General features: G+C 67.2%; 12 protein-coding genes. All 12 read left to right on the top strand.

What is annotated here, in order from left to right; all coding sequences use genetic code 11:
• Nucleotides 1–57: 57 nt before the first annotated feature.
• The 12 genes from BDD16_RS00560 (at nucleotide 58) to folC (ending at nucleotide 14,256) form a co-directional block, all read left to right on the top strand.
• Nucleotides 58–990, top strand: a complete 933-nt coding sequence (locus BDD16_RS00560) for a LysR substrate-binding domain-containing protein (protein WP_179632062.1) — start codon at nucleotides 58–60, stop codon at nucleotides 988–990.
• Complete coding sequence (gene leuC, locus BDD16_RS00555) at nucleotides 987–2,411, top strand: 3-isopropylmalate dehydratase large subunit (RefSeq protein ID WP_179632060.1); 1,425 nt, start codon at nucleotides 987–989, stop codon at nucleotides 2,409–2,411. The genes BDD16_RS00560 and leuC overlap by 4 nt, the downstream gene beginning before the upstream one ends.
• Before the next feature lie 33 nt (nucleotides 2,412–2,444).
• Nucleotides 2,445–3,095 (top strand): 3-isopropylmalate dehydratase small subunit, encoded by a 651-nt coding sequence (gene leuD / locus BDD16_RS00550; RefSeq protein WP_179632058.1) that lies wholly within the window; start codon nucleotides 2,445–2,447, stop codon nucleotides 3,093–3,095.
• Between the two features lie 39 nt (nucleotides 3,096–3,134).
• Entirely contained in the window at nucleotides 3,135–4,232 is a 1,098-nt protein-coding gene (gene leuB / locus BDD16_RS00545; RefSeq protein WP_179635928.1) for a 3-isopropylmalate dehydrogenase, read from the top strand.
• 84 nt (nucleotides 4,233–4,316) lie between these two features.
• On the top strand, nucleotides 4,317–5,444 hold the full coding sequence (gene asd, locus BDD16_RS00540; protein WP_179632056.1) for an aspartate-semialdehyde dehydrogenase: 1,128 nt from the start codon (nucleotides 4,317–4,319) through the stop codon (nucleotides 5,442–5,444).
• A gap of 188 nt (nucleotides 5,445–5,632) precedes the next feature.
• Entirely contained in the window at nucleotides 5,633–8,341 is a 2,709-nt protein-coding gene (locus tag BDD16_RS00535; protein WP_445683266.1) for a motility hub landmark protein FimV, read from the top strand.
• Between the two features lie 37 nt (nucleotides 8,342–8,378).
• Nucleotides 8,379–9,176 carry a tRNA pseudouridine(38-40) synthase TruA gene (gene truA / locus BDD16_RS00530; protein WP_179632054.1) on the top strand — a complete coding sequence of 266 codons (798 nt, stop codon included), beginning with the start codon at nucleotides 8,379–8,381 and terminating at the stop codon, nucleotides 9,174–9,176.
• Nucleotides 9,177–9,218: 42 nt separating this feature from the next.
• Nucleotides 9,219–9,905, top strand: coding sequence for a phosphoribosylanthranilate isomerase (locus tag BDD16_RS00525; protein ID WP_179632052.1), 687 nt, complete (start codon nucleotides 9,219–9,221; stop codon nucleotides 9,903–9,905).
• Between the two features lie 17 nt (nucleotides 9,906–9,922).
• The gene (gene trpB / locus BDD16_RS00520) at nucleotides 9,923–11,191 is read left to right on the top strand and encodes a tryptophan synthase subunit beta (RefSeq protein ID WP_179632050.1); all 1,269 of its coding nucleotides are present in this window, start codon (nucleotides 9,923–9,925) and stop codon (nucleotides 11,189–11,191) included.
• Entirely contained in the window at nucleotides 11,188–12,003 is an 816-nt protein-coding gene (gene trpA / locus BDD16_RS00515; RefSeq protein WP_179632048.1) for a tryptophan synthase subunit alpha, read from the top strand. The genes trpB and trpA overlap by 4 nt, the downstream gene beginning before the upstream one ends.
• Nucleotides 12,000–12,872 (top strand): acetyl-CoA carboxylase, carboxyltransferase subunit beta, encoded by an 873-nt coding sequence (accD, locus tag BDD16_RS00510; protein WP_179632046.1) that lies wholly within the window; start codon nucleotides 12,000–12,002, stop codon nucleotides 12,870–12,872. The genes trpA and accD overlap by 4 nt, the downstream gene beginning before the upstream one ends.
• Nucleotides 12,873–12,942: 70 nt before the next feature.
• Nucleotides 12,943–14,256, top strand: a complete 1,314-nt coding sequence (gene folC, locus BDD16_RS00505) for a bifunctional tetrahydrofolate synthase/dihydrofolate synthase (RefSeq protein WP_179632044.1) — start codon at nucleotides 12,943–12,945, stop codon at nucleotides 14,254–14,256.
• The last annotated feature ends 5 nt before the right edge of the window (nucleotides 14,257–14,261 follow it).

Raw genomic sequence — 14,261 nt, 5'->3', positions numbered from 1 at the left:
CTGGCTCGTCGATTGCCGACCGCCGGCCTGGCCACGTTCGGGCAAGATGGCGCTCCCATGCGCTTCGACCTCGTCACGCTCAACCTTGTCCTCGCGATCGCCGAGACGGCGAGCATCACGCGCGGCGCCGAGCGCGAGCACCTGGCGCTGGCGGCGGCGAGCAAGCGGCTGAGCGATCTGGAATCCCGCCTCGGCGTGCAGCTGTTCGACCGCCGCGCCCGCGGCGTGGAGTTGACCGCCGCCGGCCACGCGCTGGTGCGCCACATCCGCAGCCTGCACGCTTCGCTGCACGCGATGGAAGACGAGGTCGCCGAATACTCCCGTGGCATCCGCGGCCACCTGCGTGTCGTCGCCAATGCATCCGCGATTGCCGAATGCCTGCCGCCCGACCTCGCCGCCTTCTCGCGTGCGCACCCCGACATCCGCATCACGCTCGAAGACCAGACCAGCGCCGAACTGCAGCGGTCGGTGGCCGAGGGGCGGGCGGACGTGGGCATCTTCGTGCCGCCGCTGCTGGAGTCGCGCCTGCAGACCTGGCACTACCGCGAAGGCACGCTGGTGCTGATCACGCCGGCCGGCCACGCGCTGGCGGGCCGGACGCAGGTGCGCTTTGCCGAACTGCTCGACTTCGATTTCGTCGGCCAGCACACGGGCGCGGCGCTGCAGCAGATGATCCTGGCCCAGGCCACCGAGCAGGGCCGGGCGCTGCGCACGCGGATGCAGGTGCGCGGTTTTGATGCCATCGCCCAGCTCGTCGAGGCGGGGCTGGGGATCGCGCTGATGCCGTCGGCCGTGGCCGAGCGGCTGGCGCGGCTGTTCCGCCTGAACCGGATCGCGCTGGACGAGCCCTGGGCGCAGCGCGAATACCTCGTCGGCGTGCGCGAGCAGGATGTCCTGCCCGCGGTCGTGCGCCGCTTTGTCGAATTTCTCTGTCCTCCCCGTTGTCCTCCTTTTTGCCCTCCACCTACCGAGAACGTGAGCCCCCCATGACCGGACGCACCCTCTACGACAAGCTCTGGGACGAGCACGTCGTCCACACCGAAGAAGACGGCACCTCGGTGCTCTACATCGACCGCCACCTGGTGCATGAAGTCACCAGCCCGCAGGCGTTCGAGGGCCTGCGCCTGGCCAACCGCCCGGTCTGGCGCACCAGCTCCATCGTCGCCACCGCCGACCACAACACGCCCACCACCGGCTGGGAACTCGGCTACGACGGCATCAAGGACCCGATCTCGCGCCAGCAGATCACCACGCTCGACACCAACATCAAGGCGGTCGGCGCGGCGGCCTACTTCCCGTTCATGGACGGCCGCCAGGGCATCGTCCATGTCATCGGCCCGGAGCAGGGCGCCACGCTGCCCGGCATGACCGTCGTCTGCGGCGACAGCCACACGTCGACGCACGGCGCGTTCGGCGCACTCGCGCACGGCATCGGCACCAGCGAAGTCGAGCACGTGCTGGCCACGCAGACGCTGCTGGCCAAGAAGGCGAAGAACATGCTGGTGCGCGTCGACGGCCAGCTGCCGCTGGGCTGCGGCGCCAAGGACGTCGTGCTGGCCATCATCGGCAAGATCGGCACGGCGGGCGGCACCGGCTACACCATCGAGTTCGGCGGCGCGGCGATCCGCGCGCTGAGCATGGAAGGCCGCATGACGGTGTGCAACATGGCGATCGAGGCAGGGGCACGCGCCGGTCTGGTCGCCGTGGACGACAAGACGATCGCCTACGTCAAGGGCCGCCCGTTCACGCCGACCGGCGTCGAGTGGGAGCAGGCGGTGGCTTACTGGTCGACGCTGCAGTCCGACGCGGATGCGGTGTTCGACGCCGTGGTCGAGCTGGACGCGGCGCAGATCATCCCGCAGGTCACCTGGGGCACCTCGCCCGAGATGGTGCTGCCGATCGACCAGCGCGTGCCGGATCCCGACAAGGAACGCGACCCGGTCAAGCGCGACGCGATCGAGCGGGCGCTGAAGTACATGGGCCTGGAGCCGAACAAGCTGCTGGCCGACATCCACGTCGACAAGGTCTTCATCGGCTCCTGCACCAACAGCCGCATCGAGGACATGCGCGAGGCCGCGGCCGTCGTGCGCCGGCTGGGCAAGCGGGTGGCGGCGAACGTCAAGGTGGCGATGGTCGTGCCGGGCTCGGGTCTGGTGAAGGCGCAGGCCGAGCGCGAGGGGCTGGACAAGGTGTTCAAGGCGGCGGGCTTCGAATGGCGCGAGCCGGGCTGCTCGATGTGCCTGGCGATGAACGCGGACCGGCTGGAGCCGGGCGAGCGCTGCGCCTCGACCAGCAACCGCAACTTCGAAGGACGCCAGGGCGCCGGTGGCCGCACCCACCTCGTCAGCCCGGCGATGGCCGCGGCGGCCGCGCTGGAAGGCCACTTCGTCGACGTGCGCCACCTCGCCTGAACGGCGGACTCACCGGATTCAAGGAACACCACCATGCAAGCCTTCACCGTCCACAAGGGTCTGGTCGCGCCGATGGACCGCGACAACGTCGACACCGACGCCATCATCCCCAAGCAGTTCCTCAAGTCGATCCAGCGCAGCGGCTTCGGCCCGAACCTGTTCGACGAGTGGCGCTACCTCGACGTGGGCCAGCCCGGCCAGGAACACGTCGTGCGCAAGCCCAACCCGGACTTCGTGCTGAACCAGCCGCGCTACCAGGGCGCCTCGGTGCTGCTGGCGCGCAAGAATTTCGGCTGCGGCTCCAGCCGCGAGCACGCACCGTGGGCGCTCGACCAGTACGGCTTCCGCGCCATCCTCGCCCCCAGCTTCGCTGACATCTTCTTCAACAACTGTTTCAAGAACGGGCTGTTGCCGATCGTGCTGCCGGAAAGCGTCATCGCGAAACTGTTCGACGAGGTCCACGCCTTCCCCGGCTACCAGCTCACGATCGACCTGCCGCGGCAGGTGGTGGTCAAGGGCGACGGCGAGGAAATTCCGTTCGAGGTGCAGGCCTTCCGCAAGTTCTGCCTGACCAACGGCTTTGACGACATCGGCCTGACGCTGCGCCACGCCGACAAGATCCGCGCCTTCGAGGCCGAGCGCCTGGCCGCCAAGCCGTGGCTCAACCACCGTCTGGTGGGCTGAGCTGCGCTGAACCTGATCAAGAAAGACTGTCCCATGACCATGAAAATCGCAGTTCTCCCCGGTGACGGCATCGGCACCGAAATCGTCGCCGAAGCGGTCCGCGTGCTGAACGTGCTCGACCTGCCCTTCGAGATGGAAGAGGCCAAGGTCGGCGGCGCCGCCTATGAGGCCCACGGCCACCCGCTGCCGGAGTCGACGCTGAACCTCGCCAAGGCCTCCGACGCGATCCTGTTTGGCGCCGTCGGCGACTGGAAGTACGACACGCTGGAGCGCTCGCTGCGCCCGGAGCAGGCAATCCTGGGTCTGCGCAAGCACCTGGGCCTGTTCGCCAACTTCCGCCCGGCGATCTGCTACGAGCAACTCGTCGGCGCCTCCAGCCTGAAGCCCGAGCTGATCGCGGGGCTGGACATCCTGATCATCCGCGAGCTGACCGGCGACATCTACTTCGGCCAGCCGCGCGGCCGCCGCATCGCTACCGACGGGCACTTCCCCGGCGCCGAGGAAGCCTTCGACACGATGCGCTACAGCCGTCCGGAGATCGAACGCATCGCCCACGTCGCCTTCCAGGCTGCCCGCAAGCGCAGCAAGCGTGTGACGAGCGTGGACAAGGCGAACGTGCTGGAGACCTTCCAGTTCTGGAAGGACGTGGTCACCGAGGTGCACAAGGAGTACCCGGACGTCGCGCTCGACCACATGTACGTGGACAACGCGGCCATGCAGCTCGTCAAGGCGCCGAAGAAGTTCGACGTGCTCTTCACCGGCAACATGTTCGGCGACATCCTCTCGGACGAGGCGGCGATGCTGACCGGCTCGATCGGGATGCTGCCTTCAGCTTCGCTTAACGCGAAGGGCCAGGGCCTGTACGAACCCAGCCACGGCAGCGCGCCGGACATCGCCGGCAAGGGCGTGGCCAATCCACTGGCTACAATCCTGTCCGCTGCCATGATGCTCCGTTATTCACTCCAACAGCCCGAGGCCGCCGACCGCATCGAGTCGGCTGTCCGCGCTGTGCTGGCCGAGGGCTATCGCACGCCCGACATCTGGTCGGAGGGGACGACGCGAGTGGGCACGCGCGAGATGGGGGACGCGGTCGTGGCTGCTGTCACCCAGGGCATTAAAGGCATTACCAAGAGCTGATCGGCTCCGCCTCGTCTCGCCCAGACCTCTCAACCCCGGCGATGCGAGTCGGCGGGGCAGGTCGAATACCGGAAAGGGCATCACATGAAACTCGTAGGATTGGTCGGATGGCGCGGCATGGTCGGCTCCGTCCTGATGGACCGCATGCAGGCCGAGGGCGATTTCGGCCTGATCGAGCCGCTGTTCTTCTCGACGTCCAACGCCGGCGGCGCGGCCCCGGCGATGGCGAAGAACGAGACGAAACTCCAGAACGCGTATGACATCGAGGCGCTCAAGCGCTGCGAGATCATCATCACCGCGCAGGGTGGCGACTACACCTCCGAGGTGTTCCCCAAGCTGCGCGCGGCGGGCTGGAACGGCCACTGGATCGATGCGGCCTCGACGCTGCGCATGGAATCCGACGCCGTCATCATCCTCGACCCGGTCAACATGCCGGTGATCAAGGACGCGATGGCCAAGGGCGGCAAGAACTGGGTGGGCGGCAACTGCACCGTGAGCTGCATGCTGATGGGCGTGGGCGCGCTCTACAAGGCCGGTCTGGTCGAGTGGATGAGCACCCAGACCTACCAGGCAGCGTCCGGTGGCGGCGCGCAGCACATGCGCGAGCTGCTGACGCAGTACGGCACGCTGAACGCCGAAGTGCGCGCGCTGCTGGACGACCCGAAGAGCGCGATCCTGGAGATCGACCGCAAGGTCATCGCCAAGCAGCGTGCCCTGACCTCGGCCGAGACCGCGAACTTCGGCGTGCCGCTGGGCGGCTCGCTGATCCCGTGGATCGACAAGGACCTGGGCAACGGCCAGTCCAAGGAAGAGTGGAAGGGCATGGCCGAGACCAACAAGATCCTGGGTCTGGGCGAGGGTTTCGACTCTGCGCCGATCCCGGTCGATGGTTTCTGCGTGCGCGTCGGCGCGATGCGCTGCCACAGCCAGGCGCTGACCTTCAAGCTGAAGAAGGATGTGCCGGTCGCCGATCTGGAGGCCATGATCGCGGCCGACAACCAGTGGGTGAAGGTGGTGCCGAATACCCGTGAGGCCACGATTCGTGATCTGACGCCGGTGGCGGTGACGGGCACGATGACGATTCCGGTCGGCCGCATCCGCAAGCTGGCGATGGGTCCGGAGTATGTTGGCGCCTTCACCATCGGTGACCAGTTGCTCTGGGGCGCGGCCGAACCGCTGCGCCGCATGCTGCGCATCCTGCTGGACGCGTAAGCGTTGCCGGGATATGCACGTTGCCGGGTGGCAACGTGCATATTTTCAGAGACGGTAATCGTGCGAGATGCTCAGAATGTCAGGCAGAGCATGAGCTTGTCTTTGTATCTGCTTGATGCTATTGTCTTTTCGGACATTTTGAGCGCTTATTGCTCGTATTGACTGGTGCGAAAAAACGGAATGGTTCCATGATTCGCAGCTTGGGAGACGCCTTGAATACCCAGACGAAGCGCACGGGGCGTTTGGCTCTGAGAGAAGTGGCGGCCGTGGTCGCGGTGGTCGCAGCACTTGGTGCCGCGCCATCCGCCTGGTCCTTGAGTCTCGGCCGCTTGAGCGTTCAATCCGCCTTGGGCGAATCGCTGCGGGCCGAGATCGACGTCACCAGCCTCACGCCGGACGAATCCGCCAATCTGCGGGTGCGGGTCGCACCGCCGGATGCCTACCGGATTGCCGGTGTGGATTACAACGCCGTTCTGCCGTCCACCGCGGTGTCGTTGCAGCGCCGTGCCGATGGCACACCCTATTTGAGAATCACCAGCGACCGTTCCGTCCAGGAGCCGTTTGTCGATGTGATCCTGGAGTTGTCCTGGTCGAGCGGCCGACTGCTGCGCGAATACACGCTGCTGTTCGATCCGCCGTCCGTGGCGCGTGCGCCAGCGGCTCCGGCGACGCCGGCCGTGGTGGCCGCCGCACCCGCGCGGCCGACGAAGGCCGAACTGGCTGCGTCTGCTGCCGCCGAGGCTGCTGCACGCGCCGAAGCGATGAAGCGCCTGGCACCAGCGCCGGCGGCTGCCGAATCGGCCGAGCCGGCTGCGCTCGCCAAGGCGCCTGTCCGTCGACCTGCTGCACCGTCTCCTGTGCCAGCCCCGGCAGCCAATGCCGCCGCGGGCAGCGGGACTGAGTACCAGGTCAAGTCGGGCGACACCCTGTCGAACGTTGCCAGCAAGCTGCAGGTCGAAGGCATTTCCCTGGACCAGATGCTGGTCGGCCTGTACCAGGGCAATACACAAGCCTTCATCGGCAACAACATGAACCGGCTGCGCTCCGGCGCGGTGCTGACCGTTCCGTCGGCCCAGCAGCTCGGCAGCGTCGATGCGCGCGAGGCCCGGCGCCTCGTCCAGGTGCAGAGCGCCAATTTCAATGCCTATCGCCAGCGACTGGCGGGTGCCGTGCCCGAGCAGGTCAAGCCTGTCGAGCCGACCCGCAAGTCTGGCGGGCAGGTGCGCACGGAAGTGGTCGAAAGCGGTGCTGCGGGCGTGGCCAAGCCGGATCGGCTGCAACTCGACAAGCCGAAGACGGCGGGCAAGGGCCAGACGACGACTCCGGAAGAGACCGTCGTCAAGCAACGAGCCGAAAAGGAAGCCAGTTCGCGTGTCAACGAGCTTGCCCGCAATCTGGATGAGCTGAAGAAGCTGCAGGCGGCCTCTGGCGCTGCAGCGGCTGGCACCGGCAAGGCGGCCGCTGCGGCTTCCGGCCCGGCTGTCGTGGCAAAGGCGCCCGAAAAGCCTGCTGAGCTGGCCTCCGCCCCGGTGGTTGCGGCTTCGGCGCCGATGGTGGTCGCTGCGGCGTCGGCCAAGGAGCCGCTGCCGATCGTGGCCTCTGCACCGGCTCCTGCGGTCGTGGCGAGTGCGCCGGCCGTGGTGCCGGTGGTGCCCGCTGCGTCGCGTCCGGCCATGCCGATGGACACCACGCCGGCCGAAGAGCCGTCGCTGATCGACTCGCTGTCCGAGAATCCGATGCTGTTGCCGGGTGCCGGTCTGATCCTGGCCATCCTGGCCGGACTGGGCTACTACCGTCTGCGTGGCAAGAACAAGGATGAAGCCGGCGTCACATCCTTCCTGGAAAGCCGCCTCCAGCCGGATTCGTTCTTTGGCGCCAGTGGTGGCCAGCGCGTCGATACCCGTGATGCCGCGGGAACACCGTCGTCGATGAGCTATTCGCTGAGCCAGATCGATGCGATCGGCGATGTCGATCCGGTCGCCGAGGCCGATGTGTACCTGGCCTACGGCCGCGACCTGCAAGCCGAGGAAATCCTCAAGGAAGCGATGCGGGCCAATCCGGAGCGCCTCGCCATTCGTACCAAGCTGCTGGAGGTCTATGCCAAGCGCCGCGACACCAAGGGCTACGAACTGCTGGCGGGTGAACTGTACGGCTTGACCGGCGGCCAGGGCGAAGACTGGTTGCGCGCGCAGGAACTGGGTCGCTCGATCGATCCGGACAACCCGCTGTACGAGCAGGGTGGTCAGCCGCACTCCGGCTATGCGTCGGAATCCGGTGGTGGCGAGATGCTGGGGGCCAGCACCATGCCGCAATCGGTGGTGCCGTCGCCCTCCCGGTTCGAGAACAGCGCCATCCCCGATTTCGATCTGGGGGCTGATACGCCGTCGGGCAGTTCGGCCTCCATCGACCTCGACATCTCGGTTCCGGGTCCGATGGACTCGCTGCCACCGGTGTCGAGTCCCCTGTCGACCGGGCATGGTGCGTTCGGTGCCACCGCTGCCGCCACGGCTGCCAGCGCGTTTGGTGTCGCAGGCATGTCCAGTTCGCTGGATGTGCCGGCCGATTCGGGTCACAGCAGTCTGGATTTCGAACTGCACGATCTGCCCGAGATCAGCGAGCCGATCACGGAAGCCGGTGATCTGCAGAAGATCGACATGGGCGGACTGTCGCTCGACTTCGATCTGCAGCCGACGACCTCGTCTGGGGCCATGGATGCCTATCCGATGCTGGTCGATGGCGAGGACGCTGATCCGCTGTCGCGCAAGATCGAACTGGCCAAGGAGTTCCTCGATTTCGGCGATGCCGAATCTGCGCGCGACATGCTGCAGGAAGTGATCGAGAAGTCCGATGGGGATCTGCGCGCCAAGGCGCAGGCCATGCTGGACAAGCTGGCGTGATGCGCCGGCTGGTGGGTGTCCGGGCAGGTGCGACGCCTTGCGCCTCGCGCTAGGCGTCGCCTACCGCGGCACCGCCTACCACGGCTGGCAGAGCCAGCCTGACGGATGCACGGTTCAGGACCATCTGGAAAAGGCGCTGTCGCGGTTCGCGGTGGCGCCCATCCAGACCCTCTGTGCCGGTCGCACCGACACGGGCGTGCACGGTCTCAACCAGGTGGTCCACTTCGATACCGACCGGGACCGTGAACCGTTCTCCTGGGTGCGCGGCACCAACCGCTATCTGCCCGACGACATCGCGGTCCAGTGGTGTTCTCCGGTCAGTGACGATTTCCATGCACGCAACCTCGCCCGCGGGCGGCGGTATGCCTACATCGTGGTGGAGTCGCCGGTGCGACCGTCCATCGAGAAGGGCTCGGTCGGCTGGACCTTCCGGCCTCTGGAGGCCGAGGCCATGCGCCGCGCCGCGGCCCACCTGATCGGCGAACACGATTTCTCCGCGTTCCGCTCGTCCGACTGCCAGGCGCTGTCGCCGGTGAAGCTGATGCGCGAGATCTCCATCGTGCGCCACGGGGCCTACTGGCGCTTCGATTTCGAGGCGGTGGCCTTCCTGCACCACATGATCCGCAACCTCATGGGCTGTCTGATCGCGGTCGGCACGGGCACGCGGCCGAGCGACTGGGTGGCCGAGGTGCTCGCGTCCCGCCGGCGCGAGCGCGCTGCCCCGACCTTTGCCGCAGACGGCCTGTACTTTCTCGGACCCCGCTACGATGCGCACCATGGCTTGCCGACCCGCACGGCGGGGTTCGACTGGTTGCCTGGTGGCTGGCAGCGCTGAGCACTGCTCGCCCGGTTTCCCTTTTCTCGCTGGTGACGTCCGATGAGCGTTTCGATTGACTTTCCGCCGTCGGGCCTGACCGCGCGGACCCGCATCAAGATCTGTGGCCTGACCCGCGAACAGGACGTCGATAAGGCCGTGGCGGCCGGTGCCGATGCGATCGGGCTGGTGTTCTATGCCCGCAGCCCGCGGTACGTGTCGCTGGAGCGTGCCGTGCAGTTGGTGCGGCGCCTGCCCCCGTTCGTCACGCCGGTCGGTCTGTTCGTGAACGCGGAGCCGGCGCAGATCGCCGAAGCCTGCGCGGCCATCCCGACCTTGCTGCTCCAGTTCCACGGAGATGAAACTCTCGCACAGTGCGAAGCCCCCGGGCGCCCCTATCTGCGCGCCGCGCGCATGATGCCGGGCTTTGATTTGTTAGACTTTGCACAGTCTTGCTCCAGCGCCCAGGCCATCCTGCTCGACGCGCATGTCGAGGGGTATGGCGGAGGCGGAAAGGTTTTCGATTGGTCTCTCATTCCGTCAGGCGTGTCCCGTCCGGTCGTTTTGTCTGGTGGGTTGAATCATGCCAATGTGATCGATGGCGTGCTTCGCGTGCGGCCCTGTGCCGTGGACGTGAGTTCCGGCGTTGAAGTCGGCAAGGGCGTCAAGGACGCCGCGCTGATGCGCCAATTCTGCGAAGCGGTCCGCGAAGCCGATGCCCGACGGGCGGACGCCGACAGCGGATACTGAATTTCCCGAGAGTCACCATGTTTACCTACGACCAACCCGATGCCCGCGGGCATTTCGGGGTCTACGGCGGCAGTTTTGTCGCTGAAACCCTCAGCCACGCGCTCGACGAACTGCGCGGCGCCTATGAGCATTACCGCCACGATCCGCAGTTCATCGCCGAATTCCGGCGCGAGCTGAAGCACTTCGTCGGCCGCCCCAGCCCGGTTTACCACGCCGACCGCATGAGCCGCGAGATGGGCGGCGCGCAGATCTACCTCAAGCGCGAAGACCTCAACCACACCGGCGCGCACAAGGTCAACAACACCATCGGCCAGGCCCTGCTCGCCAAGCGCATGGGCAAGCCGCGCGTGATCGCCGAGACCGGTGCCGGCCAGCACGGCGTGGCGACCGCGACGATCTGCGCGCGCTACGGCATGGAGTGCGTGGTCTACATGGGCTCCGAGGACGTCAAGCGCCAGAGCCCGAACGTCTACCGCATGCACCTGCTGGGCGCCCGTGTCGTGCCGGTCGAGTCGGGCAGCAAGACGCTGAAGGACGCGCTCAACGAGGCGATGCGCGACTGGGTCACCAACGTCGAGAACACCTTCTACATCATCGGCACGGTCGCGGGCCCGCACCCGTATCCGGCCATGGTGCGCGACTTCCAGAGCGTGATCGGCACCGAATGCCTGACGCAGATGCCGGAGCTGATCGCCGAGCTGGGTGGCCCCGCAGGCCGCCAGCCGGACGCCGTGGTCGCCTGCGTGGGCGGCGGCAGCAACGCGATGGGCATCTTCCACCCCTACATTCCGCATGAAGGCACGCGCCTGATCGGCGTCGAGGCGGCGGGCGAGGGTCTGGACACGCTCAAGCATTCGGCTTCGCTGCAACTCGGCAAGCCCGGCGTGCTGCACGGCAACCGCACCTACATCCTGCAGGACGCCAACGGCCAGATCACCGAGACGCACTCCGTGTCGGCCGGGCTGGACTACCCCGGCGTGGGCCCGGAGCACGCTTATCTGAAGGACATCGGTCGCGCCGAGTACGTGGGCATCACCGACAAGGAGGCGCTGGAGGCCTTCCACTACCTCTGCCGCACCGAGGGCATCATCCCGGCGCTGGAGTCGAGCCACGCGGTCGCCTACGCGATGAAACTGGCGAAGACGATGCGTCCGGACCAGCACATCCTGGTCAACCTGTCCGGCCGTGGCGACAAGGACATCGGCACCGTCGCCGACCTGTCGGGGGCCGATTTCTACTGCCGCCCGTCGTGTCGCGGGCAGAGCGTCAAGGGAGGTGCGCTGTGAGCCGCATCCAGACCACCTTCGCGCGCCTGGCCGCGCAGGGCCGCAAGGCGCTGATTCCCTATGTGACCGCAGGCGATCCGTACGCCGATGTGACCGTCGACCTGATGCACGGCATGGTCGCGGCGGGCGCCGACGTGATCGAACTCGGCGTTCCGTTCTCGGACCCGATGGCCGACGGCCCGGTGATCCAGCGCGCCAGCGAGCGCGCGCTGCTCAAGCACATCAGCACGGCGCACGTGCTGGAGATGGTGCGCGCCTTCCGCGAGACGGATGCGACGACGCCGGTGGTGCTGATGGGCTATGCCAACCCGGTCGAGTGCTACGGGCCGGACCGCTTCGTGGACGACGCGAAGAAGGCTGGCGTCGATGGCGTGCTCGTCGTGGACTATCCGCCGCAGGAATGCGAAGCCTTCGCCGCACGGCTGCGCGCCGCGGACATGGATGCGATCTTCCTGCTCGCTCCGACGTCGACTGACCAGCGCATGGCCGAAGTCGGCCGCATCGCCACAGGCTACGTCTACTACGTCTCGCTCAAGGGCGTGACCGGCGCCGGTCACCTCGACACCGACGCGGTCGCGCGCATGGTGCCGCGCATCCGCGCCCAGGTGAGCGTGCCAGTGGGCGTCGGCTTCGGCATCCGGGACGCAGAAACCGCCGTCGCCGTGGCCCGTGTGTCGGACGCGGTGGTGATCGGTTCCCGTATCATCCAGTTGATCGAAAACGAACCGCGCGAGCGGGTGGTACCGGTCGCTGCCGGTTTCCTCCGCGAGATCCGTGCGGCATTGGATACCCTCCAAGGAGAAACCGCATGAGTTGGCTCGACAAGCTGCTGCCCCCCAAGATCCAGCAGACCAAACCCAGCGAGCGCCGCACGGTGCCGGAAGGCCTGTGGGTCAAGTGCGCGTCCTGCGAGACGGTGCTCTACAAGACCGACCTGGAGGGCAACCTCAACGTCTGTCCCAAGTGCGGCCACCACCACCGCATCGACGCCCGCGCCCGCCTGAACGGCTTCCTCGACGACGAAGGCCGCTACGAGATCGGCCAGGAAGTCCTGCCGGTCGATGCGCTGAAGTTCAAGGACAGCAAGAAGTACCCTGAGCGTCTGAAGGAAGCCATGGAGGCCACCGGCGAGACCGACGCACTGGTTGTGATGGGCGGCTCTGTGTTGAGCATTCCGCTGGTCGCCGCCGCGTTCGAGTTCGACTTCATGGGCGGCTCGATGGGTTCGGTGGTCGGCGAGCGTTTCGTGCGCGGGGTCGAGACAGCCATCGAGCAGAAGGTGCCGTTCGTCTGCTTCACCGCCACGGGTGGCGCGCGCATGCAGGAGGGCCTGCTGTCGCTGATGCAGATGGCCAAGACCAACGCCGCGCTGACCCGCCTCGGCAAGGCGAAGCTGCCCTACATCAGCGTGCTGACCGACCCGACCATGGGCGGCGTGTCGGCGGGCTTCGCGTTCGTGGGTGACGTGGTCATCGCCGAACCGAAGGCGCTGATCGGTTTTGCCGGCCCGCGCGTGATCGAGAACACCGTGCGCGAGAAGCTGCCGGAAGGCTTCCAGCGCTCGGAGTTCCTGATCGAGAAGGGCGCGCTGGACATGATCGTGGACCGCCGCGAGCTGCGCCAGACCGTCGCCCGCCTGCTGGCCATGCTGCAGCGCCAGAGCGCGGACGCGGTGTCCTGAACCCGCATTCCACGCGCTGTGCTCACGGGGGCGTCGCAAGACGCCCCTTCGGTTTTTCGAAGAGATCTTCATGCCCCAGACCCTGTCCGACTGGCTCGCGCACTGCGAGCGCCTGCACCCGGTGACCATCCAGCTCGGCCTCGACCGGGTGCAGCGCGTGCGCGAGCGGCTGGGCCTGCAGTTCGACGTGCCGGTCTACACGGTGGCGGGCACCAATGGAAAGGGCTCGACCTGCGCGATGCTCGAAGCCATCCTGCTGCAGGGCGGCTACCGCACCGCGGTGTACGGGTCGCCGCATCTGGTGCATTTCGAGGAGCGGCTGCGGCTCAATGGCGACGTGGTCCGGGCCGAGGTGCTGCTGCCGCACTTCGCCGCGGTCGAAGCGGCACGCCAGGGCGAATCGCTGACCTATTTCGAGTTCACGACGCTGGCCATCCTGCACTGCATCGCCGCGCAGCCGCTGGACGTGGTGATCCTCGAAGTCGGTCTGGGCGGGCGGCTGGACGCCGTCAACATCATCGATGCCGACTGCGCCATCATCACCAGCATCGACCTCGACCACATGGACTACCTCGGCCCGGACCGCGAGGCCATCGGCCGCGAGAAGGCCGGGATCATGCGGGCCGGTCGGCCGGTGATCGTGTCCGATCCGGTGCCGCCGCGCAGCGTGATCGACCATGCCGAAGCGCTGGGTGCAGACCTGTGGCGCTTCGGTCGCGATTTCAACTACGCGGGCGATCGCCAGCAGTGGAACTGGAGCGGGCGAGGGCGCCGCTACAACGCGATGGCCTACCCGGCACTGCGTGGTGCGAACCAGCTGATCAACGCGTCGGGTGTGCTCGCGGCGCTGGACGCGATGCGACCGCGCCTGTCGGTGCCGGCCCAGGCGGTGCGCAATGGTCTGGCGATGGTGGAACTGCCGGGGCGCTTCCAGGTCGTTCCTGGCCAGCCGGCGCTGGTGCTGGATGTGGCGCACAACCCGCATGCGTCCGCCGTTCTGGCACAGAACCTTGACCAGATGGGCTACTTCCCGCGCACGCATGCCGTGCTGGGTGCCATGGCCGACAAGGACCTCGCCGGTCTGGTCGGCCCGCTGCTGCCACTGGTCGATGTCTGGTACCTGTGCGACCTGCCGACACCCCGCGCTGCCACGGCCGAAGCGCTGTGTTCCGTCCTGCGGGCCGCCCGTGCCGCGCGACCTGCAGGCGCGGCACCGCTGCCTGTGGAAGTGCTGCATTGCAGCAGCGATCCGCAGCAGGCGCTCGACGCGGCGGTCAAGGCCGCCGACCCCACTGATAGAATCGTGGTCTTCGGATCCTTCCACACCATCGGCGGTGTCTTGCAACACGGACTGCCGCGCCTGGGCGCCGCACACGTCGGCTGATACGC

The sequence above is a fragment of the Sphaerotilus montanus genome (assembly GCF_013410775.1).
Lineage (GTDB): Bacteria > Pseudomonadota > Gammaproteobacteria > Burkholderiales > Burkholderiaceae_C > Sphaerotilus > Sphaerotilus montanus.
The sequence above is the reverse complement of the archived record's forward strand: the minus strand, read 5'-3'. Positions and strand labels throughout refer to the sequence as shown.

What these genes read in the sequence shown, in the direction of transcription:
- BDD16_RS00560 (WP_179632062.1), top strand. Translation starts at nt 58, where the DNA reads ATGCGCTTCGACCTCGTCACGCTCAACCTTGTCCTCGCGATCGCCGAG.
- leuC (WP_179632060.1), top strand. Translation starts at nt 987, where the DNA reads ATGACCGGACGCACCCTCTACGACAAGCTCTGGGACGAGCACGTCGTC.
- leuD (WP_179632058.1), top strand. Translation starts at nt 2,445, where the DNA reads ATGCAAGCCTTCACCGTCCACAAGGGTCTGGTCGCGCCGATGGACCGC.
- leuB (WP_179635928.1), top strand. Translation starts at nt 3,135, where the DNA reads ATGAAAATCGCAGTTCTCCCCGGTGACGGCATCGGCACCGAAATCGTC.
- asd (WP_179632056.1), top strand. Translation starts at nt 4,317, where the DNA reads ATGAAACTCGTAGGATTGGTCGGATGGCGCGGCATGGTCGGCTCCGTC.
- BDD16_RS00535 (WP_445683266.1), top strand. Translation starts at nt 5,633, where the DNA reads ATGATTCGCAGCTTGGGAGACGCCTTGAATACCCAGACGAAGCGCACG.
- BDD16_RS00525 (WP_179632052.1), top strand. Translation starts at nt 9,219, where the DNA reads ATGAGCGTTTCGATTGACTTTCCGCCGTCGGGCCTGACCGCGCGGACC.
- trpB (WP_179632050.1), top strand. Translation starts at nt 9,923, where the DNA reads ATGTTTACCTACGACCAACCCGATGCCCGCGGGCATTTCGGGGTCTAC.
- accD (WP_179632046.1), top strand. Translation starts at nt 12,000, where the DNA reads ATGAGTTGGCTCGACAAGCTGCTGCCCCCCAAGATCCAGCAGACCAAA.
- folC (WP_179632044.1), top strand. Translation starts at nt 12,943, where the DNA reads ATGCCCCAGACCCTGTCCGACTGGCTCGCGCACTGCGAGCGCCTGCAC.